At 38.1% G+C, this 20,148-nt stretch carries 16 protein-coding genes; 11 read left to right on the top strand and 5 right to left on the bottom strand.

Going from position 1 to position 20,148, the window contains the following annotated elements:
* Positions 1-7 precede the first annotated feature (7 nt).
* Both C0W29_RS19645 and C0W29_RS19640 read left to right on the top strand, forming a co-directional pair.
* On the top strand, positions 8-1,186 hold the full coding sequence (locus C0W29_RS19645; RefSeq protein ID WP_045045386.1) for a DegT/DnrJ/EryC1/StrS family aminotransferase: 1,179 nt from the start codon (positions 8-10) through the stop codon (positions 1,184-1,186).
* A gap of 120 nt (positions 1,187-1,306) precedes the next feature.
* Entirely contained in the window at positions 1,307-3,220 is a 1,914-nt protein-coding gene (locus tag C0W29_RS19640; RefSeq protein ID WP_045045387.1) for a nucleoside-diphosphate sugar epimerase/dehydratase, read from the top strand.
* Positions 3,221-4,200: 980 nt separating this feature from the next.
* On the opposite strand, the gene C0W29_RS19635 is transcribed toward C0W29_RS19640, so the two are convergent.
* From C0W29_RS19635 to C0W29_RS19615, 5 genes are all read right to left on the bottom strand, one after another.
* A complete protein-coding gene (locus C0W29_RS19635; RefSeq protein WP_045045388.1) occupies positions 4,201-5,172 on the bottom strand; it encodes an OmpA family protein in 972 nt (323 codons plus the stop codon).
* 355 nt (positions 5,173-5,527) lie between these two features.
* A complete protein-coding gene (locus C0W29_RS19630) occupies positions 5,528-7,750 on the bottom strand; it encodes a YjbH domain-containing protein (protein ID WP_045045389.1) in 2,223 nt (740 codons plus the stop codon).
* The gene (locus C0W29_RS19625) at positions 7,750-8,529 is read right to left on the bottom strand and encodes a capsule biosynthesis GfcC family protein (RefSeq protein ID WP_052671685.1); all 780 of its coding nucleotides are present in this window, start codon (positions 8,527-8,529) and stop codon (positions 7,750-7,752) included. The genes C0W29_RS19630 and C0W29_RS19625 overlap by 1 nt, the downstream gene beginning before the upstream one ends.
* A 14-nt stretch (positions 8,530-8,543) precedes the next feature.
* Positions 8,544-9,266, bottom strand: a complete 723-nt coding sequence (locus C0W29_RS19620; protein WP_045045390.1) for a YjbF family lipoprotein — start codon at positions 9,264-9,266, stop codon at positions 8,544-8,546.
* A gap of 136 nt (positions 9,267-9,402) precedes the next feature.
* The gene (locus tag C0W29_RS19615) at positions 9,403-9,687 is read right to left on the bottom strand and encodes a hypothetical protein (protein ID WP_045045391.1); all 285 of its coding nucleotides are present in this window, start codon (positions 9,685-9,687) and stop codon (positions 9,403-9,405) included.
* Between the two features lie 574 nt (positions 9,688-10,261).
* Here C0W29_RS19615 and C0W29_RS19610 point away from each other — a divergent pair.
* The 9 genes from C0W29_RS19610 to C0W29_RS19570 all read left to right on the top strand — a co-directional run.
* The gene (locus C0W29_RS19610; RefSeq protein ID WP_045045392.1) at positions 10,262-11,404 is read left to right on the top strand and encodes a polysaccharide export protein; all 1,143 of its coding nucleotides are present in this window, start codon (positions 10,262-10,264) and stop codon (positions 11,402-11,404) included.
* Between the two features lie 153 nt (positions 11,405-11,557).
* Positions 11,558-11,998 (top strand): arsenate reductase/protein-tyrosine-phosphatase family protein, encoded by a 441-nt coding sequence (locus tag C0W29_RS19605; RefSeq protein WP_045045393.1) that lies wholly within the window; start codon positions 11,558-11,560, stop codon positions 11,996-11,998.
* Positions 11,999-12,227: 229 nt separating this feature from the next.
* On the top strand, positions 12,228-14,405 hold the full coding sequence (locus tag C0W29_RS19600) for a polysaccharide biosynthesis tyrosine autokinase (protein ID WP_045045394.1): 2,178 nt from the start codon (positions 12,228-12,230) through the stop codon (positions 14,403-14,405).
* 489 nt (positions 14,406-14,894) lie between these two features.
* Positions 14,895-15,977, top strand: a complete 1,083-nt coding sequence (gene wecA / locus C0W29_RS19595; RefSeq protein WP_107174168.1) for a UDP-N-acetylglucosamine--undecaprenyl-phosphate N-acetylglucosaminephosphotransferase — start codon at positions 14,895-14,897, stop codon at positions 15,975-15,977.
* A 57-nt stretch (positions 15,978-16,034) separates the two neighbouring features.
* Positions 16,035-17,159 carry a non-hydrolyzing UDP-N-acetylglucosamine 2-epimerase gene (wecB, locus tag C0W29_RS19590; RefSeq protein WP_045045395.1) on the top strand — a complete coding sequence of 375 codons (1,125 nt, stop codon included), beginning with the start codon at positions 16,035-16,037 and terminating at the stop codon, positions 17,157-17,159.
* 1 nt (position 17,160) lies between these two features.
* Positions 17,161-18,225 carry a hypothetical protein gene (locus C0W29_RS19585; protein WP_107174169.1) on the top strand — a complete coding sequence of 355 codons (1,065 nt, stop codon included), beginning with the start codon at positions 17,161-17,163 and terminating at the stop codon, positions 18,223-18,225.
* Positions 18,185-18,898 (top strand): protein kinase family protein, encoded by a 714-nt coding sequence (locus C0W29_RS19580; protein WP_107174170.1) that lies wholly within the window; start codon positions 18,185-18,187, stop codon positions 18,896-18,898. The genes C0W29_RS19585 and C0W29_RS19580 overlap by 41 nt, the downstream gene beginning before the upstream one ends.
* On the top strand, positions 18,898-19,800 hold the full coding sequence (locus C0W29_RS19575) for a glycosyltransferase (RefSeq protein WP_107174171.1): 903 nt from the start codon (positions 18,898-18,900) through the stop codon (positions 19,798-19,800). The genes C0W29_RS19580 and C0W29_RS19575 overlap by 1 nt, the downstream gene beginning before the upstream one ends.
* 32 nt (positions 19,801-19,832) lie before the next feature.
* On the top strand, positions 19,833-20,148 hold a 316-nt coding region (locus tag C0W29_RS19570; RefSeq protein ID WP_146147155.1), incomplete at its 3' end, for an oligosaccharide flippase family protein.

Below are 20,148 nucleotides of genomic sequence, written 5' to 3'. Positions count from 1 at the left end.
AGTTACAATGTTAAATACCCCTTTTTCACCATGGCCTTCTTATACAGAAGAAGAAGCTAATGCTGTAAGTCGAGTTTTATTATCTAATAAAGTTAATTATTGGACTGGTACTGAATGTCGTGAATTCGAAAAAGAATTTGCAAAGTGGGTCGGATGTGATTATGCGATCGCATTAGGTAACGGGACACTAGCATTAGATGTGGCGTTAAAAGCCATTGGTGTACAACCTGAAGATGAAGTGATTACAACATCACGTACATTTTTAGCAACAGCATCATCAATTGTTACTGCTGGTGCAAATCCTGTTTTTGCTGATGTTGATTTAAATAGTCAAAATATTACGGCTGAATCAATTGAAGCGGTAATAAGCCCTAAAACTAAGGCGGTAATAGTTGTTCATTTAGCGGGAATGCCAGCTGAAATGGATGACATCATGGCGCTATCTGAAAAGTATGGGTTTTATGTTATTGAAGATTGTGCTCAGGCACATGGTGCAATATATAAAGGTCGTGCTGTTGGTACTATTGGTCATATTGGCGCTTGGTCATTCTGCCAAGATAAGATTATGACTACTGGTGGTGAGGGTGGCATGGTTACCACTAATAACCATGATTTTTGGTCTACTATGTGGGCTTATAAAGATCATGGCAAGAGCTATGATGCTATTTATAATCGCCAACATCCAGCAGGTTTTCGTTGGTTACATGAGTCTTTTGGTACTAATTGGCGTATGACTGAAATGCAGGGCGTTATTGGTCGAATCCAATTAACGCGCATGTCTGAGTGGACACAGAAACGACAGCACCATGGAAAAATGTTGGATGATGCTGTAGCTGAGTTTGATATTATTCGAACGGTTGAAATTCCTGAATATAGCCAGCATGCAGAATATAAGCACTATATGTTTATTCGCCCAGAGTTCTTAGCTGAAGGATGGACACGAGATCGTATTGTTGAAGAAATTGTAAAAGCAGGAGTTCCTGCATATCAAGGCAGTTGCTCTGAGATATACAAAGAAAAAGCATTTGATAATACAGCTTGGCGCCCGAATCATTCTTTACCAAATGCAGTTGAGTTAGGCGAAACAAGCTTAATGTTTTTAGTACATCCAACCTTAACGGCTGAAGAAATACAGAAAACATGCAGTGTTCTTCAGCAAGTTCTAATTAAGGCATTACGTAGTTAACATCTTTGGTTTTTTGTTTAAAATAAAGGCGGTGCTTTTCCGCTTTTATTTTATAAATAATATATCGTCTGTAACTTTTGATGAAATAGAAGATAAGTAAAAATTACCCTCTGAGGATGTATGGCTATTATTGATGCTTTTTTCTCAATTCCTAGACCTTATAAGCGAGTTATAAGCGTCTGTATTGATCTTATTTTTATACAAATTGCGTTCTGGGGAGCTTTTTGGACTCGCCTTGGTGATTTTGATCAAACGCATAGTATTGATTATTGGTATTTAGTTTCATTTTTATCAGTGATCACTATTACGTGTTTTATTCGAATTGGCTTTTATCGCGCTATTTTACGTTATTTAAGCGTGCACGCGATATTTACGCTAGCGATAGGGTCCTTAGTGTCAACGGTTGTATTTGTGCTTGCCACTTACTTCTTTGGTATTTGGGTACCGCGGACTGTTGCTATTATTTATTTGGCGTATTTGTTTATATTGACGGGTGGTGCAAGGCTTTCTATTCGAGTGTTTTTTACTCAGCTAGAAATGAAGCGCAAGCCTAATATTATTGTGTATGGTGCAGGCGTTGCTGGGCGACAATTAGTTAATTTATTACGTCAAGGGGGGGATTTAAATCCAGTCGCTTATATTGATGATAATAAAAAATTGCAGCGTAGTGTATTACAAGGTTTAACAGTATATAAACGTGAGCAGTTATCTCGGTTAATCGCTAAGTTTGATGTTAAGCAAGTTCTATTAGCGATGCCGAGTGCAACACGTAGTCAGCGTAAAGCGATTATCTGTGCATTAGTTGATCTTCCAGTCGAAGTGCTGTCGATACCTAATCTTGATGCTATCGTACATGACAATGTGTCGTTAGATCAGTTACATGATGTGCCGATTGAAGATCTGTTAGGTCGTGAATCCGTGTTACCTAATGAACAATTAATGGAAGCTAACATTAAGCATAAAGTGGTGATGGTGACTGGTGCAGGGGGATCAATTGGCTCTGAATTATGCAGGCAAATTATATTGCATCAACCGCAAACATTACTCCTGTTTGAGTTATCTGAATTCGCGTTATATACCATCGAGAAAGAGTTATCGGAATACATTGCTAAGCGTGGTTTAGAGATTGAATTAATTCCATTACTGGGGTCAGTACAACGAATTAACCGTCTTGAAACCATTATGTCTACCTTTAAAGTCAATACGATTTATCATGCTGCTGCATATAAGCACGTACCTATGGTCGAATACAATGTTGTTGAAGGTGTACGCAATAATATCTTTGGTACTTTTTACACAGCTCAAGCAGCAATTAATGCCGGTGTGTCTTCATTTGTATTAATCTCGACTGATAAAGCAGTTCGTCCAACAAATGTCATGGGTACAACAAAACGAATGGCTGAACTAGGTCTGCAGGCATTGGCTGAACAAGAAGCATTGAAACCTAATGGTACTCGTTTTTGTATGGTACGTTTTGGCAATGTTCTCGGTTCCTCTGGTTCAGTGATCCCATTATTTAAGCGTCAGATCAAAGAAGGTGGGCCAATTACTATTACTCATCCTGATATCATTCGTTATTTTATGACGATACCAGAAGCGGCCCAGCTAGTTATTCAAGCGGGAGCTATGGGTAAGGGGGGTGATGTGTTTGTGCTTGATATGGGTCAGCCTGTAAAAATAGTTAACTTAGCTGAAAATTTAGTCAAACTATCAGGTCTTGATGTGAAGTCAGAACAAAATCCTTACGGCGATATTGAGTTTAAATATACCGGATTACGTCCAGGTGAAAAGTTATACGAAGAACTATTGATTGGCGACAATGTTAATGAAACAGAACATAGTCGTATTATGACGGCGAATGAACGTTTCTTACCATTAGTTGAGTATCAACAATTTCTTGAACGATTGGATAATGCGTGTCATGACTTTGAACATGAACTCATTCGTCAAATATTAATGGATGCTCCAACAGATTTTAAACCCAGTGATGGTATAAGTGATGTTGTTTGGAAGCGTAAACAATTGACCCATTAATTCGTTATTTGAAAAAGCCTAGCTCGAAATTGAGTTGGGCTTTTTTTTTGCCTTTAATTTGTTATCGCAGGAGGGATAGGGCGTACCTTAACTTCTGGGATTATGGAGTGGGGATCTCCTTCTCGTTATTTCCTACAGTGAATGCCGAGTAACTCCTCGTCATTCCCTACAGCGAGGTTACGAGCGAGATAGGGAATCTACTATCCACGCGTTGTAGAGTGAATGCATTCGCTGGTATCTTCAGGCTCAATGGTATGGTGAGTAGATCCCGGATAGTTCGTACCTCACTTCCGGGATGACGAATGAGGGTTAGTGCTTTAGCTTTAAGGATGACGGGTGATGGTTTCCGTCATTCCCTACAGCGAGGGACGAGCGAGATAGGGGATCTACTATCCACGCGTTGTAGAGTGAATGCATTCGCTGGTGTCTTTCAGGCTCAATCGCATGGTGAGTAGATCCCGAATAGTTCGTACCTCACTTCTGGGATGACAGGTGATAGTTTCCGTCATTCCCTACAGCGAGGGACGAGCGAGATAGGGGATCTACTATCGGTGCGTTGTAGAGTGAATGCATTCGCTGGTGTCTTTCAGGCTCAATGGCATGGTGAGTAGATCCCGAATAGTTCGCGCCTCACTTCCGGAATGACGGGTGATAGTTTCCGTCATTCCCTACAGTGAGGGACGAGCGAGATAGGGGATCTACTATCCACGCGTTGTAGAGTGAATGCATTTGCTGGTGTCTTTTAGGCTCAATGGTGTGGTGAGTAGATCCCGGATAGTTCGTACCCCACTTCCGGGATGATGAATGAGGATTCGTACCTTAGCTTCAGAGATGACGGAATATGGATCATGCCTCAATTTCGAGATGACGGAATTGAACGCCCATAAAAAATCCGCCATAACCGTGAGGTTATGGCGGATTATCAGCGAGTACTTATTACGTAATAAATACGTCGTACTAAGCTATTGTGCCAGTAATAATTACTGAGCAACAACTTGAGTAACTGTCTCGATGTTTAGCTCAGGAATGATGATGTCAACACGACGGTTTTCAGCACGACCTTCAGCAGTATCGTTAGAAGCTACTGGATCTAGCTCACCACGGCCTTCGCTAAGAATACGATCTTCCCCCATGTTTAGGTGTGCGCGTAGTTCTTTAGCAACAGTTGCTGCACGCTCTTGAGATAGAGTTTGGTTGTATGCTTCAGGACCAGTGCTATCAGTGTGACCAACAACAGTAATTGTTGCATCTGGGTATTGGTTTAGACGCTCTTCGAAAGGCACTAGGTGTGCAGCATCGCCAGCAGTAATTTCAGCGCTATCGAATGCGAACGGTACAGTTAGCTTTAGCTCTTCGATAGTTGCTACAGATACTTGATCTACATAAACAACTTCAGGAGCAACTACAGGTGCTGGAGCGCCCCAGTGATATGCTAGAGAAACGCCAGCGAATTGAATGTCAGCACCGCCAACATCTTTGTAGTATTGGTATTCAATACGTGTAGAAACGTTGTTGTTGATGTAGTACTCAGCACCAACACCAGCTGTTGAAGCCCAGCCGTTGTCATCGTGAGTTGCGCCGTTCTTAGCGTTCCAATCGTAGTAGAAAGCACCTAGCTTACCAAAAATGTCGATTTTATCGTTGATAGCGTAAGAGAATTTACCAACAAGATCTGCACCTTGAGCTGTAAATTTGCCTAGACCATTCTCAACACTTGCACTACCTAGGTTAGTGTAACCAACTTCACCAGCGAACCATGGTGTGATCTGGTAACCAGCAAAAACACCGCCTGAAAGGTTTTTGTTATCAAGATCGATGTTGTTCGTGCTGTCTTTGATGTCGTAGAAGCTATTACCTAAACGAGCACCAGCATAAAAAGGGTTATCTGTTGCAGCATTTACCGCGCCAGATACAAGAAGAGCAAGAGGTAGTACTAGAAAAGTTTTTTTCATAATATTTGCCGTATTTTCCTAATTGTAATAGATCCGACTTAAGCCGGTAATTTTCGCACTATTTATATGAAAGTGCTTGTCTACACCCTACAATAACAAACGCTATTGGGATATATTTTTCATATATAATAATGCATTTTTTTTGAATGACATAGCAATTAAACGGTGTTTCATTTATTTTGCTATTTAGAGTGTAACAAACTGTTAATAAAGAATTATTTAATGCTAAAAAGGTATACTATTTACTGTTATTTGCTTTTACCACAAGTTCAAAAAATGCGTATTTACAAAAATGAGTCGAATAGTGACGAAAATCGGTAACCCAAAGAATGAGTTACCAATCTATTAACACAATTTAGTTATTAAAAGCTTTACGTCCGCTCCATGGTTGACGCCCATCCGTTAAGTCATAAAGGTGATATTGGCGACCTAACATTTGACCACCATCACGGTTCATTGGTAACCATGAGATATGGGCACGGCTAGTGCTTGGCTTAACGGTTAGGATGTCGAATGGAATCGAGATATAGAAGCCTTTATTAAAGCTACCTTCACCGTATTCTGCTGCTGACATACTCGTTTTAGTGATAAAAGCACCAGCAATGATGCCGCTATCAAATTGCTTCGAGAAGTCGATAGTTACACCAGTATCTTCAGCTAAATAACGCCCAGCACTGACTTTTAATAGTGTATTCGGTAACCATTGCCATTGTGGTTGGTAATACGCGGTTAAATTACCCGTTGTAGTGCCTGTTTGGACTTCGTATGGGCGACCTAAATGATCATCGTATTGGTTTTGATCTTTAAAGAATCCAAACGCCGAATGTGGATCACGCTGCTTAACATAATTGACATCTAGCCCCAGAGCCCAATTACTGCCAACAGGGCGGTAAAGCACCTCGCCACCCACGCCACCAAACATCACTTCTAAATAACCCGCATACGCTTGTGCATACCAATTACTTGATACTTGATCCAACCACGTTAGCTGTAAGTTATTCATTCGTAATGTGTTATCAGTAATGTACTGACGTACCAAAGTACGCACACGTTTATTATGGGTGCCATCTGGCGGCACATCATATTTAAATTTGTCGTAAGTATCGTAGAGATTTAAATAAACCGAACCGCCGATTGTGAAATGGTTATTAAACCAATAATCAGCACTGGCAGTAGCACCGACATTAAACATGTAGAAGCCTTCTGAGCCACCTAGTGATTGCTGTAGAGTTGGTGCAATACCGATATTCCAGTTCTGATTCAGATCAACCATTTGTTGACCTTGAATAGCGTTAGGTGCAGCAGTAGTACGACTATCAGCAATATTACTGCCGATATAATCATTGTTTGCGACTTGCAGCAGTTGCTGACGGTTAAGCACTGTTTCAGTGATTGGCTGATTAGCAACCGTTTCAACAATATGGAATTGTTCTACTTTTGGGGCCTGGTTATTAAGTAATATTCCCGCGCGTAACTGAGCTTGATCACGATCGCGATATTTAACCTGCTCAGCAACCACAGTAATGCTACTGTCGCCATTCTGATAAATGGTTGGATTTTTGTAGCCAGCAATTTTCTCAACATCTTGGGCTAATTGTTGCCATTGCTCGGTGGTTAAATTATTTGTTGCAGGTGTGGTTGTTACCGTTGGTATTGGCTCATCTAACCAACTGGCTTTAAGTTGGTTAAAGTTAGTATTAACGCTTAAACCAAAGCTAACAGTAGTACCACGTTCATAACTGATATTAGCGGTTGCCCAATCGGTTAATTGATAGACAGCACCAATATTGAATGGCGATTTTGGTGTCATATCATGACCACGGTTAGCACGGAAATCATCCGTGTAATCGTTACCGTCATACTCTAACTTTAGCTGCAATGGTTGCCATGGCGTTTGGTATTCCACCCCACCATAAAGGGCAGCATTACCTTTAAACCAACGGCCAGTATCAAAACTACCACCATTATCTTTAAAGCCATTGTTACGATTGCAGAAAGTATCACTGACTTTGCACAGTGGGTTAGAGATATTGCCACGCTGGCCGATATAACCCCAACCTAAACCAAGGGTGAAATCTAATGGTCCAACTCGCTTGTTAGCGGCAATAAATTCACCATCAAATAAGCCGGTACCACCAAGGTCACGAATACCAATCGCCACTTCCGGTAACCAATAAGACTCTTGCCATAAACGTAGCTTGGCATCGATACCTTTGTCGGTATAGAGCGTATCGCCACTAAAGCTATGATCACCACTGTAATAAAGATCAGGAACTTGAGTATAACGAATGGTCGTTTCTAGCCATGGCAATAGTTGTAGTGACGCCCAGTAATGGTGGTAATCACTGCTAATAGTAGTACCAAAGGTAAACTCTCCCTCTGGTTGCATACGCGCAGTTGGCATCTGCATTAAGCCCACACCGCCAAAATCACTGTTGGAATAGCGCATTTCAGGGTAGCTAAACTCATCTGCCTGCGCATTACACAATGGCAATAACGCGATAGCTAATGCAGATAAAGTAAATAAAGGACGTTGATATAGGTTGCGGCGAGTAGAAGCCGATGTGACAGAGTTCATTACAACGTCCTGTTGGTTAGCATTGAAGAAATATCGTGGTTTAAGCCACTGTAATCATGAAATAAAGACTGATAACCAAGGTAGATAATCGCCCCTGGTGCAATATCGGCGTGGTTGTTATTCCAATACGCAATCGAATGTTGTTGTATTACCCCATCAGGCTGAATCACAGTCACGTAACTGTTGGTAGCAATATCAATTGGCGTCACTTGAGCTAAATAATCGTTAGCTGCCATTCGAGGTTGCCAATCAAGTTGTTGCGGTTTTTCAATCGCACCAATAACGGTGACCGAAGTTGGACGATTAGCCAGTTGCAACTGATAGTTACCTGTTAATAATGGGTTATCGGTTTGGTTTAAACGTACTTTATCGATATCAATAGCCACAGCTAAGCGTTGAGTCTTAATCTGTTGTTGTAACCACTGAGCGGTATTAGCAAAACTATGGCTAATAGCGACATCGTCGCTGTGGTGTTGACTTAATTGGGTTAACTGCTTTATCAACACCGATTTAGTTGCTGGCTCGGTGGTGGTGGTTAAGCTACTACCAAGCCAATACGGTGTTGCAGTAACAGTACGGAGTTTAAGGCTATCGCTAACAACTTGTGCCAACCGTACCGGCTCGGCGTATTGTAAACTTACTGCCGCCGCTGAGTGGCCGTTAGCATGGAGAGTGATAAGGTTTTGTGCCACGGTTGGCATTGAAACCAATAAGCACAGACTTGCTAGCGCAGAGTAAATCGAGTAGCGAGCTGTTGTAGTGAAAACTGAACAAGACATAAAAGATACTACCGTTAGCCAAAAGGTTTAAGAATAGTCATTTCAACACTCGGTAAAGAGGGGGCTAAATATTGCTGGCTCTTTACCACTTTTCCCGTCGTTTGATCTATCCAAAAAGTATTACTGTAGTGGCGATCAAGCTGCTTTACGGTGACATTTTCACGAAAGCGCAGCACAGGCACTGAGTTGCCATGAATGGTTAATACTTCAGGCTGCTCAAACACAAATTGTGAGTCGAGTTGATAACCGATGTGGTAACCCGGTTGCCAATCAATCGTGCGCTGCCAAGTTGTGGGTGTTGATGCCAAATGTAAACCGAGTGCTAATGGATCGGGAGTATTACTTTGAGTCGCTAATAAATTACCAGCGCTCAAGTTAACGGTTTTTATAATTCGTCCGCTTTGGGTTACTAGCATGCCGTTATCACTGGCAAGCCATTTAAGTTGTGGCGGTGACGTTTTAGGGGAGGCATTAGTGATTGTTTCACCTGTAGCAGATTCAGCCAGTGCCAGCACCATAAATAGCTGCGCTTGGTTATCGATACGAACATAAGTGCTAGCATAAGGTAATGCTGCAACGGTATAAGCCGATTTGTGAATATCTGCGCTGCCTTGTACGGCAAGGCGAACAGTATCGTTAACACTGGTTATTTTTTGACTACAGCCTGAAAGCAATAAAGCTGCTGCCGAGATCAGCAACAGCTTTGAAATAGGGGGACGAGTGATATTTTTAAGCATGGGGCAGTGCTTCCGATAGGCTATCCAAAGAGAGCTATAGATTGCGATAATCGAATAGCTTACAAAATAGAATAACCGTGACAAGCACGGTTATTTTTTTATTAACCTAAATTTTTATCAGGTCAAATCTGATCAATTACTTAGCTGCGCTAACAGAAGTAGAAGTAGAAGTTGTTGTTGAGTTAGTGTTGCCTGAATCTGATGCAGCTAGTGCGATTGCAGCTACTGCCGCAGCACCACCAACAACAACAGCAGTAGTTGTACCTGCCGCTGTTGTAGATGCTGCTGGAACACCAGCTGCTTGACCTGTTGGTGCAGGTGCTGCTTCTACTGGTGCAGCATCATCTGCAACATAACCGCCAGCAAATGCTGATGAAGACATAGCCATAGCAGCTAGAAGAACGAATGCATTCTTTTTCATGATGTAAATCCTTAATTGATAAAAACAATATATATGCTGTCAAAAAAATGACATTTATTATCGTAAATTATTGGTGTGCTGAATTAATAATTATACCGAATAATTACATATAACCACGTAATGTTTTTTTAGTCTCGATTGGTTTGAATGTGCGGTTTGTGATATTCATCACCATTATTGGATTATGGTTGGTATTATTTATAGTTATATGTTGCAAGTATTTGCTTTTTATGCTTAACCCTTTGTATTACAAATGGTTACAATATGTATTGTGTGACAAAAATATAATATGATAGATAATAAATGAGCAAATTTTTATATTTCATTTCATACGCAAATTAAGTAGAATCCATCAGCAATATAAATAACGCCAATATTACGTATTATTTTTTTTTAGATAAATATGTAATATAAACACTGATTATTGCTTATATATATTCATAGCGTTTATGTTTTATTGTCAACAAAAAAATCATACTTTTTTAAAGCAAGTGAGGAGCTGTAACCTTCGGGCGGTAGCATTCTCATTTGAAAATACATTCCCATCCATCAATGCTGAAATGAACTTAATCTCATGGAATTATCAAAAAAATTGCTTGTCACAGCAGTTGCTTCTGTAATGTTAGCTGGCTGTAGTATGCCGGGATCGCATCTTAGCCTTGATGGTAAGCACGTTACTGAAGTCAATCAGGAACAACCTACACTTGATCAACAAGTGAATGTTTTCCCGTTAACTGTTAATAATATTAGTCAATTTAAAGTGGCGAAAATTGCAGCGCAGGTAAACACCAAGCTTGAACAAGAGCTTGCTGGTTATGAATATCATGTTGGCCCTGGCGATATTTTAAATATTACCATTTGGGATCACCCCGAGCTGACTATTCCTGCTGGTTCTTACCGTAGTGCAAGTGAAGCCGGTAACTGGGTTCATGCTGACGGTACAATCTTTTATCCTTACATTGGAAAAGTGCAGGTTGCGGGTAAAACGGTATCGCAGATTCGAACTGATATCGCGCAGCGATTAGCGGAATATGTTGAAAAACCACAAGTTGATGTCAACGTGGCGGCGTTCCGTGCTCAAAAAGCCTATGTTACTGGCGAAGTAAAAAATCCAGCCCAACAGCCGATAACTAATGTGCCACTAACTTTGCTTGATGCGATTAATAAATCTGGTGGGTTGGCGGCTGATGCAGATTGGCGCAATGTCACATTAACCCGCAATGGTAAAGATCAAACCTTATCGCTATATGCGCTAATGCAACGTGGTGATTTAACCCAAAACCGCCTGTTACGTAACGGCGATATTGTCCATGTGCCACGTAATGATGCTCAAAAAGTGTTTGTGCTGGGCGAAGTTAAAGAGCCTAAGCTACTTAAAATTGACCGCGCAGGCATGAGTTTAACCGAAGCCTTAAGCGGTGTCGGTGGCATTAATGAATTGCAAGCGGATGCAACTGGCGTGTTTGTTATTCGTGCCAATCATCCTGATTTAACTAAAACACCGCATGCACCCGCTGCGAATATTTATCAGTTAAATATTAAAGATGCGACCGCATTAGTGATTGGTACTGAATTTGAATTACAGCCTTATGATGTGGTGTATGTAACTGCAGCGCCAATTGCGCGTTGGAACCGTGTGATTCAACAACTTGTGCCAACCATTGGTAGCTTTAATCAGTTATCTGAAGGCATGAACTACTATTTGAACCTGAAGTAATTCATACACTAATAATTTAATAACCTATATTTAAATGGCGAGTAAAGCGACAAATGCATTACTCGTATTTTTTGTGTCTTATTTCTAATTATGTAGACGGATGATATTTTAGACTTCGAACCTCGCAATATCATCCCTCAAAAGCTATTTACTATGTTCAATAAAATTCTTGTTGTTTGTGTGGGCAATATTTGTCGTTCACCATCAGGCGAGCGTATCCTGCGAGCTAAATTACCCAATAAACATATTGCCTCGGCTGGCGTTGGTACTGCGAAAAGTGGTTTAGCCGGAAAACCTGCTGATAAAATGGCAGCTGAAGTGGCACTGGATCATGGTTATTCTCTTGAAGGCCACCAAGCGCAGCAAGTAACCAGTGATTTATGTCGTGATTATGATCTGATTTTAGTGATGGAAAAGGGTCATATCGATGCTGTTACAAGTATTGCCCCTGAAGCTCGCGGTAAAACGATGCTATTTGGACAATGGATTGGCCAACAAGATATCCCAGATCCATATCGTTTAAGTAAAGAAGCATTTGATCATGCATATGATTTAATTGATCAAGCCGCTACAGCATGGGCGAAGAAGTTGTAATTGATCGCTTTATCTGTAAATGACGGCATGTTTGTCTTCGTCACTTCCAATAGCGAATGACGATGCGCTATTTCCGTCATCCCCTACAGCGAGGGACGAGCGAGATAGGGGAACTACTCTCAGCGCCGTATATTTAACTATCAACACCCTTAATTAAATAATGTCGGGATGACGCCTTGGCTCTTTCTCGTGCACATCTTTGAAATTTTTAAATCGGAATCTTTACTTCATGACTGCGACTCAAAACACCCAACCTCACTCTTCTCCAGGAACGGACGAAGTCGATATTGGTAAACTGTTTGGTATTTTAATTGATAATCGGTGGTTGATTATTATCACCACCTTTATCTTTGCTGTTGTCGGCATCGGTTATGCTTTACTTGCAACCCCAATTTATAAAGCGGATGCCTTAATTCAAATTGAAGCCAAAAGTACAGGTATGCCAGCCCTTGGTGGTGACATGGCAGAAATGTTTGGTGGTGGTGAATCAAGTGCAACTACTGAAACTGAAATCATCAAATCACGGATGGTATTAGGTGAAACCGTTGATAAATTAAATCTGACGATTGTTGTTAGCCCTGAATATTTTCCTGTTATTGGTAAAGGTTTAGCGCGCTTAATGGGCGAGCAGCAATTTATCAATGTATCACGTTTTACGGTTGCTGATGGCCGTGAACAGGGCGGTTATCAAATCGTTGTTACTAACGCAGATAAAGGTGAGTACCAACTTAATGATAGTGATGGCCGTAAGCTATTAATCGGTAAAGTGGGGGAATTAGCCCAGACGAACGGTTATCAACTTTTTATTACGGATTTACAGGCAGCTAAAGGCGATGAGTTTTCGTTAGCAAAAATTAGCCGTATTGATGCAATTCAAAATCTACAACGTAATTTGTCTGTAGCAGAGCAAGGTAAACAAACCGGTATTTTACAATTATCAATGCTTGGTGAGAATCGCGCGGATATTAAAGCAATTGTTGATGACATCAGTAAAAACTACTTTTTGCAAAACGTAGAGCGTAACTCGGCTGAAGCTGAAAATAGCTTGGTATTTTTAAAGCAACACTTACCGGAAATTAAAATCCAGTTAATGGCAGCAGAAGATAAACTTAATAGTTACCGTCAAAATAATGAATCAGTAGACTTAAGTTTAGAAGCAAAATCAGCACTTGAAACCATGGTCGGCTTAGAATCTCAGCTAAACCAGTTAACCTTTAAAGAAACCGATATTTCACAGCGTTTTACCAAAGAGCACCCAGCTTATATATCATTAATGGATAAACGTAAAACATTATTGAAAGAGCAGACTCGTTTAAATAAGCGTATTGAAAAATTACCTGCAACCCAGCGTGAGATTTTACGCTTAACCCGTGATGTTGAAGTTAACCAGCAAATTTATGTTCAACTACTTAATAAAGTTCAAGAGCTTAATATTGTTAAAGCCAGTACTGTTGGTAATGTGCGTATTCTTGATGCCGCGCAAGTTTATACTAATGCAGTTAAACCAAAGAAAGCACTAATCGTTGTATTAGCAACCTTATTGGGTGGCATGTTAAGTGTTGCAATTGCGTTCTTGCGTGCTGCTTTACATCGTGGTGTTGAAAACCCTGATGAAATAGAAGCACTAGGCTTACCTGTTTATGCATCAATTCCGTTATCAGATTGGCAGACTGATTTAGAAAAGAAATCTAAATCAAAGCAACAATTACAGATTAGCCAAGCTTTACTGGCAGTTTCAAACCCTGCTGATTTATCAATTGAAGCACTGCGTAGTTTACGCACCAGCTTACATTTTGCGATGATGGAAGCACGTAACAATATCGTGATGATCTCCGGTCCAAGTCCAGGTATCGGTAAGTCATTTGTATCAGCTAACATGGGGGCGGTAATGGCTAAAGGCGGTCAGCGAGTATTGGTAATTGATGCCGATATGCGTAAAGGTCGCATGGAACGCCAAATGTGTGTTGATAGTAAACCTGGTTTAGCGGATTACTTAAGTGGCCAGCAAACATTAGAGCAAGTGATTAAATCACCGGGTGTTGAAAACCTCGATTTTATCGCTCGTGGCGCAGTGCCACCTAACCCATCTGAGTTATTAATGCACCCGCGTTTAAAAACGTTGTTGGATTGGGCATCTGAAAACTATGATTTAGTGTTAGTCGATACACCACCAATTTTGGCGGTAACTGACCCAGCAATTGTTGGCGCTCATGCTGGCACAACCATGATTGTGGCACGTTTTGGCTTAAACCCAGTTAAAGAAATTGAAGTGACTAAACACCGTTTTGAACAAAATGGTATTGAAGTTAAAGGTTGTATTCTTAACGCCGTGGTGCGCAAAGCAAGCTCAACTTATGGCGGTAACTATGGTTATTACAACTATAGTTACGCGAGTGATAATAAGTAATTAGCCACCCTCGTCATTCCCTACAGCGAGGTTACGAGTGAGATAGGGAATCTACTTACCGAATGTTGAAATATTAAATGGTCGATATTGGTGTAAATAGATTCCCGTCATTCTCAACAGTAAATGTCGAATTCATCCTCATTGTCTATAGCGAATGTACGAGCAAGTCCCGTCATTCCCTACAGCGAGGTTACGAGCGAGATAGGGAATCTACTCACCACGTGTTGTAGAGTTAATATTTATATAGAAATAATCCCTAGCCCCTGGGGACCTATTCCTTCTACTAGCCAAATAACCAGTAAACTTGTTTATAACAAAGCATTAGTCTCTACGGCTAGTGCTTTTTTATGGCTCAAATTTTAGTTTTTGTGTCTAAGAACCTTAAAAACACTGAGTTGGTCTGATTAAAAAATTAATTTTTTACACCCAAAGCAACGCGTTTTACATACCCATTTTAGTTTATATTTCATTTTTATAAAGTTGGCAATAATGAATACTTCATATGTGTTTGTCTTTCTTATGTCGTTTATAACGTTATTCGTTATGCGAAAAGTGGCGAAGAAAATTGGTCTGGTGGATAAACCTAACGCCCGCAAACACCACAAAGGGGTCGTGCCTCTGGTGGGCGGAATTTCCATTTACTTAGCATTATTAGCTGGCTTTACTTTGTTTCTACCGATGAGCCTAAACTTGCAATTGTATTTGGGCTGCTCGGCGATTTTAATTGTGCTCGGCGCGCTGGATGATTACTTTGATGTCAGCTTTAAAATCCGCTTAATCGTGCAAGCAGGGATTTCACTAGTGATGATCTGGGGCGGTGGCCATAGCTTGCATAATCTAGGTTTTTTGATGGGCAGTGACACCATTGCACTTAATGAAGTGACTGGTTCCGTGATCACCGTGATTGCGGTTATCGGTGCCATCAACGCGTTTAATATGGTCGATGGTATTGATGGTTTGCTGGGCGGTTTAGCCTCGGTGACGTTTACGGCATTAGGGATTGTATTTTATATCAGTGGTAATGAGTATTTAGCCACGATTTGTTTGTTAATTGTAACCGCATTGATCCCTTATATTCTGTTGAACCTCGGTTTTCCGCTAGGGCGACGCTTTAAAATATTCATGGGTGATGCAGGTAGTATGTTTATCGGCTTCTCAGTAATTTGGATGCTGATCCGTGGCACTCAAGAACCAGAAATAATCGCATTTAAACCAGTAACTGCCTTGTGGTTAATTGCATTGCCGTTAATGGATATGGCAACCATTATGATCCGCCGCATGCGCAAAGGCCATTCGCCGTTTAAACCTGATCGTGAGCATCTGCATCATATCTGCGAGCGCATGGGCTTATCGTCATTAATGACGTTATTTATTATCTGCTTATTAGCATCGATTTGTGCGGCGGTGGGGATTATTGCTGATCTCAATGGTGTTGCGGAATCAACTATGTTCGTGGCTTTCTTAATCATGTTCGCTGTGTACTTTACAGCAATTAGTCATATTTGGCGGATCACGACTTGGGTGAATAAGTTGTTTGGCCGACAAGAAAAGACTCAAGAAATACACCAATAACAATTAGATATTTAAATACTAAATTTATTTCCTCACACTTTTGATTAGATATTAATTATGAATAAGAAACGTATATTAACAGTTTTTGGTACGCGTCCCGAAGCAATTAAAATGGCACCATTAGTTCATGCTCTTGCAAGTGATGAACGTTTTGAAGCTAAGGTTTGTGTTACAGCGCAACATCGTGAAATGTTAGATCAAGTATTAGAGTTATTTGAAATTACACCTGATTATGATTTGAATCTTATGAAAGCGGGTCAGACATTAAATGATGTTACTGCGCGAATATTAATTGAGTTAAAACCTGTTTTACAAGAATTTAAACCTGATGTCGTACTTGTTCATGGCGATACAGCAACAACATTTGCAGCTAGTTTAGCTGCATATTATGAGCAAATAGCTGTTGGGCATGTAGAAGCTGGCCTTCGTACCGGTAATATTTATTCTCCATGGCCAGAAGAAGCCAATCGACGTTTAACGGGTACATTGGCTAAATACCATTTTGCTCCAACAGAAACATCTAAAAAGAATTTATTAAAAGAAAACTTTTTAGCCGAAGATATTTATGTCACTGGTAATACAGTGATAGATGCTTTATTGATGGTGAAGAATAAAATTGATACAAATGCTGATTTGAACGCAACACTAGCAGCTCAATTTCCTTTCTTAGATGAGTCTAAAAAAATGATCTTGGTCACTGGTCATCGACGTGAAAGTTTTGGTGGTGGTTTTGAGCGTATTTGTGAGGCTCTTGCTATTACGGCAAAAGAAAATCCAGATGTTCAGATTGTTTATCCGATGCATTTGAATCCAAACGTCCGTGAACCTGTAAACCGCATTTTAAATGATATTAATAATATTTATTTAATAGAGCCGCAGCAATATTTACCATTTATTTATTTAATGGATCGCTCTTATTTTATTTTAACAGATTCTGGTGGTATTCAAGAAGAAGCACCATCTTTGGGGAAGCCTGTATTAGTTATGCGTGATACGACAGAGCGCCCAGAAGCAGTCCTTGCTGGAACAGTAAAATTAGTTGGTACTGATACTAAAATAATTTTATCTGAAATAAATGACTTGTTAAAAGATAAAAACGCATATAAAGCTATGAGCTTGTCTCATAATCCTTATGGCAATGGTCGTTCATCAAGTACCATTATAAATATATTAGTTGGTTAAAATGTCTGAAATACACTTATTTCTTATTTGGTCAGAAGCTAAAGAATCAAGAAACAAAATAATAAATGATCTTGATGGCGAATTTAATATATTACATATTGAAACAGTTGCTTGGAGTTCAGAGTTATTCTCTGAAAATTTAAGTAGACTTTATGGACAAAAACTACCAAATAATAGCTTTAAACAAAAACACTGTGGAACTGGACCATTTACCTGCATAATTGTAGAAGATATAAATCCAACCTACGAATCTATTGATATAGGTTCAGGGAGAGGGTATTTATTATTAAATAAAAATATCTATAATTTGAAAGTTAAATATAGAGAATGGACTGGTGGTGGTCATAAAATACATGCAACTAATAATATAGAAGAAAGTGAGCATGATATAAGATTAATTTTTCATAAGAAGCCAATTGATTTTAAGGAAAAAAAAGAATTTGGAGATTATGATTTAGATATTAAATACAGAGATTTGCTTGGATCTCATGGATATAAAAATAGTGATGATTTTTTACTTTGTCTGAATTCCGTTCCAAATTATGTAATAATGAGAGGGGAGATTGATAAGTATTTTTTAAATGGTAATGAAGATATAGATATTCTTGTTGAGAATAAAAAAGACTTTATATATACATTGAATTTGAAGCATCAAGGGAAAAAATTTTCAACCAGTCGTTATCAAGTTAAAATTGGTGATGTATATGTACATATAGATATTAACTATATCGGTGATGGTTGCTTCGATTCTCGCTGGCAAAAAAAAATGCTAAATGAAAAAATCATAAATAAAGATATATGTATATTAAATGAAAGTAATAAGCAGAAAGCTGACATATATCATTCTATAATACATAAAAATATAATAAGACAGAGTGAGTCTCTAACTCTATTTAATAAAATTATTAAGGAATTTGATATAACCGTTCCTCAAGATCCCATGATTGAATACTATGGTTATCAGTACAATGGACCTAAAGAGAGCTTATACAGACAATTATTCCCTATTTATCGAGAATTTAGATATGTATTACATAAAATTAAAACAAAAATTATATCTTTATAGACGGAAGTATCTATATAAATTTTTTTCATTACTTTTTTGTAATGTTTATATTTTTGTTTTAAAAAATAATTATAAATATGAAAGGGTAGATAAGTATTTAGTTGACAAATGGCATGACGGTTTTTTTTATTTAGTTGCTTATAAGGATAATAATAAATATTTTTTAAAAGGGGAAGTTTTTAGAGAATTTTTAGTAAATGAAATTTTTTTTTCAAAAAGGCTAAGTAACTTGGTTGGTGATAAATATATTATTTCACCAATAGCTACTTATCGGTGTTTTAAGTCTTTATTATTAGCTTATAATTTCAGGGATGAAGTCGAAAAGAAATTAGATAATGAAGATCTAAATAAAATATATGAAATAGTGTACAAGATAAATCAAAATGGTATATTTTTTAGGGACTTAAAAAGAGATAATATACTTATTTTAAATGATAGGGTTGTTTTTTTTGACTTCTCTTTTATGTATGAAAATTCACCCGACGTGGTAAAGGTTAGGGATAAACACTTATTAAATGCTATTGGTACTGACTATAGACCTTCTAATTATTTATGGGATGATTTTTATTCTCTATATAAAATAGCAAATGAAGAGGAAATAAAAGGGAATACCGTTAATAAAGTTGAAAATATGATAGGCAAATTTGTTTTAAATATTGATGAGTGTAAATAATGGTTCGTGAATATAGTGTTGTACTTTGTACCTATAATGGCTCATTTTATATTAAAGAGCAAATTTATAGCATTCTAAATCAAACAGTAAAACCTAAAGAAATATATATATTTGATGATGGTTCGAATGATGATACTATTAAAATAATAAAGAAAATAGATTCTGAAATTAAAATTAAAATTAAAATAAATAAAAAAAATCTCGGATATGCCAAGAATTTCGATAGTGGAATTAAAAGTATATCTGCGGAGGTTATAGCTTTATGTGATCAAGATGACTTCTGGTTACCAAATAAAGCAGAATTGATTCTAAATGAAATGGATTACAATACTGAAATGGTTTTTAGTGATGCTTATTTAGTTGATGAAAAACTTAATATGTTAGAAAAAAAGCTTTCTGAATTAGGACATATAAAGAAGGTGCCTACATTTAATAATCAAATTTGTAAAGATTTTATTGTAACGGGAGCAACAGTCTTTATTAATAGGGACTTTGTTTTGTCAATTCCTGAACTTCCTGAAAATATACCACATGATGCGTGGTATAGTATTTGTTCTGCGATAAAAAGGAAAATAAAATATATAAACAAACCTTTGATATTATATAGACAGCATTCGAATAATTTAATAGGAATTAAAGAGACAACTTCAATTTCTAGCAAGAAGAAAGTATTACAAGTTAGAATGGATATATATAATCAGTTATTAGCAAGTTCTTATTTAAATGAAAGCGAGTATGAACTTATATACAATAATAAATTATTTATTGAGTATAAGTTTAAGCTATATAACGAAATAAGAATTAGTATGGATTTTTTTAAAAACTTTTTTAATTACTTTAAATTTGATAACGGATTTAGAGCGATAGTTAGAGATTATATGATAATAAATAACAAAAAATAATTATTGTTATATATGGTCCTGTGAGATTACGAATGTTAAAAAATAGCCTCTCTAGTTTTATCGTTACTATACTAGCAACAATTCTTTCATTTTTTGTTAGTGTTTTATTGTCTCATAAATTAAATGTTGTTGATTTTGGTATTGTGCAATTTTACTTGTCATCAGTATTATTCATGTCTGTAATATCAAGATTAGGGTTTGATCTTATTTTTATTAAATATTGGAAAGAATATGATTCATTTAAAAAGCAGGATTTAATATTTATAACTTCAATTGTAATTCTTTTACTTTCTATATTATTTTCTTTACTTTTCTTCTTTTATTACAAATTAGATATCAGTATTGGAG

The organism is Photobacterium kishitanii (assembly GCF_003026355.1).
Taxonomy (GTDB): Bacteria; Pseudomonadota; Gammaproteobacteria; order Enterobacterales; family Vibrionaceae; genus Photobacterium; species Photobacterium kishitanii.
This window is presented reverse-complemented; position numbering and strand designations above follow the sequence as displayed.

Coding starts and splice junctions, on each gene's coding strand:
- C0W29_RS19645 (WP_045045386.1), top strand. CDS start 8: ATGTTAAATACCCCTTTTTCACCATGGCCTTCTTATACAGAAGAAGAA.
- C0W29_RS19640 (WP_045045387.1), top strand. CDS start 1,307: ATGGCTATTATTGATGCTTTTTTCTCAATTCCTAGACCTTATAAGCGA.
- C0W29_RS19635 (WP_045045388.1), bottom strand. CDS start 5,172: ATGAAAAAAACTTTTCTAGTACTACCTCTTGCTCTTCTTGTATCTGGC.
- C0W29_RS19630 (WP_045045389.1), bottom strand. CDS start 7,750: ATGAACTCTGTCACATCGGCTTCTACTCGCCGCAACCTATATCAACGT.
- C0W29_RS19625 (WP_052671685.1), bottom strand. CDS start 8,529: ATGTCTTGTTCAGTTTTCACTACAACAGCTCGCTACTCGATTTACTCT.
- C0W29_RS19620 (WP_045045390.1), bottom strand. CDS start 9,266: ATGCTTAAAAATATCACTCGTCCCCCTATTTCAAAGCTGTTGCTGATC.
- C0W29_RS19615 (WP_045045391.1), bottom strand. CDS start 9,687: ATGAAAAAGAATGCATTCGTTCTTCTAGCTGCTATGGCTATGTCTTCA.
- C0W29_RS19610 (WP_045045392.1), top strand. CDS start 10,262: ATGGAATTATCAAAAAAATTGCTTGTCACAGCAGTTGCTTCTGTAATG.
- C0W29_RS19605 (WP_045045393.1), top strand. CDS start 11,558: ATGTTCAATAAAATTCTTGTTGTTTGTGTGGGCAATATTTGTCGTTCA.
- C0W29_RS19600 (WP_045045394.1), top strand. CDS start 12,228: ATGACTGCGACTCAAAACACCCAACCTCACTCTTCTCCAGGAACGGAC.
- wecA (WP_107174168.1), top strand. CDS start 14,895: ATGAATACTTCATATGTGTTTGTCTTTCTTATGTCGTTTATAACGTTA.
- wecB (WP_045045395.1), top strand. CDS start 16,035: ATGAATAAGAAACGTATATTAACAGTTTTTGGTACGCGTCCCGAAGCA.
- C0W29_RS19585 (WP_107174169.1), top strand. CDS start 17,161: ATGTCTGAAATACACTTATTTCTTATTTGGTCAGAAGCTAAAGAATCA.
- C0W29_RS19580 (WP_107174170.1), top strand. CDS start 18,185: ATGTATTACATAAAATTAAAACAAAAATTATATCTTTATAGACGGAAG.
- C0W29_RS19575 (WP_107174171.1), top strand. CDS start 18,898: ATGGTTCGTGAATATAGTGTTGTACTTTGTACCTATAATGGCTCATTT.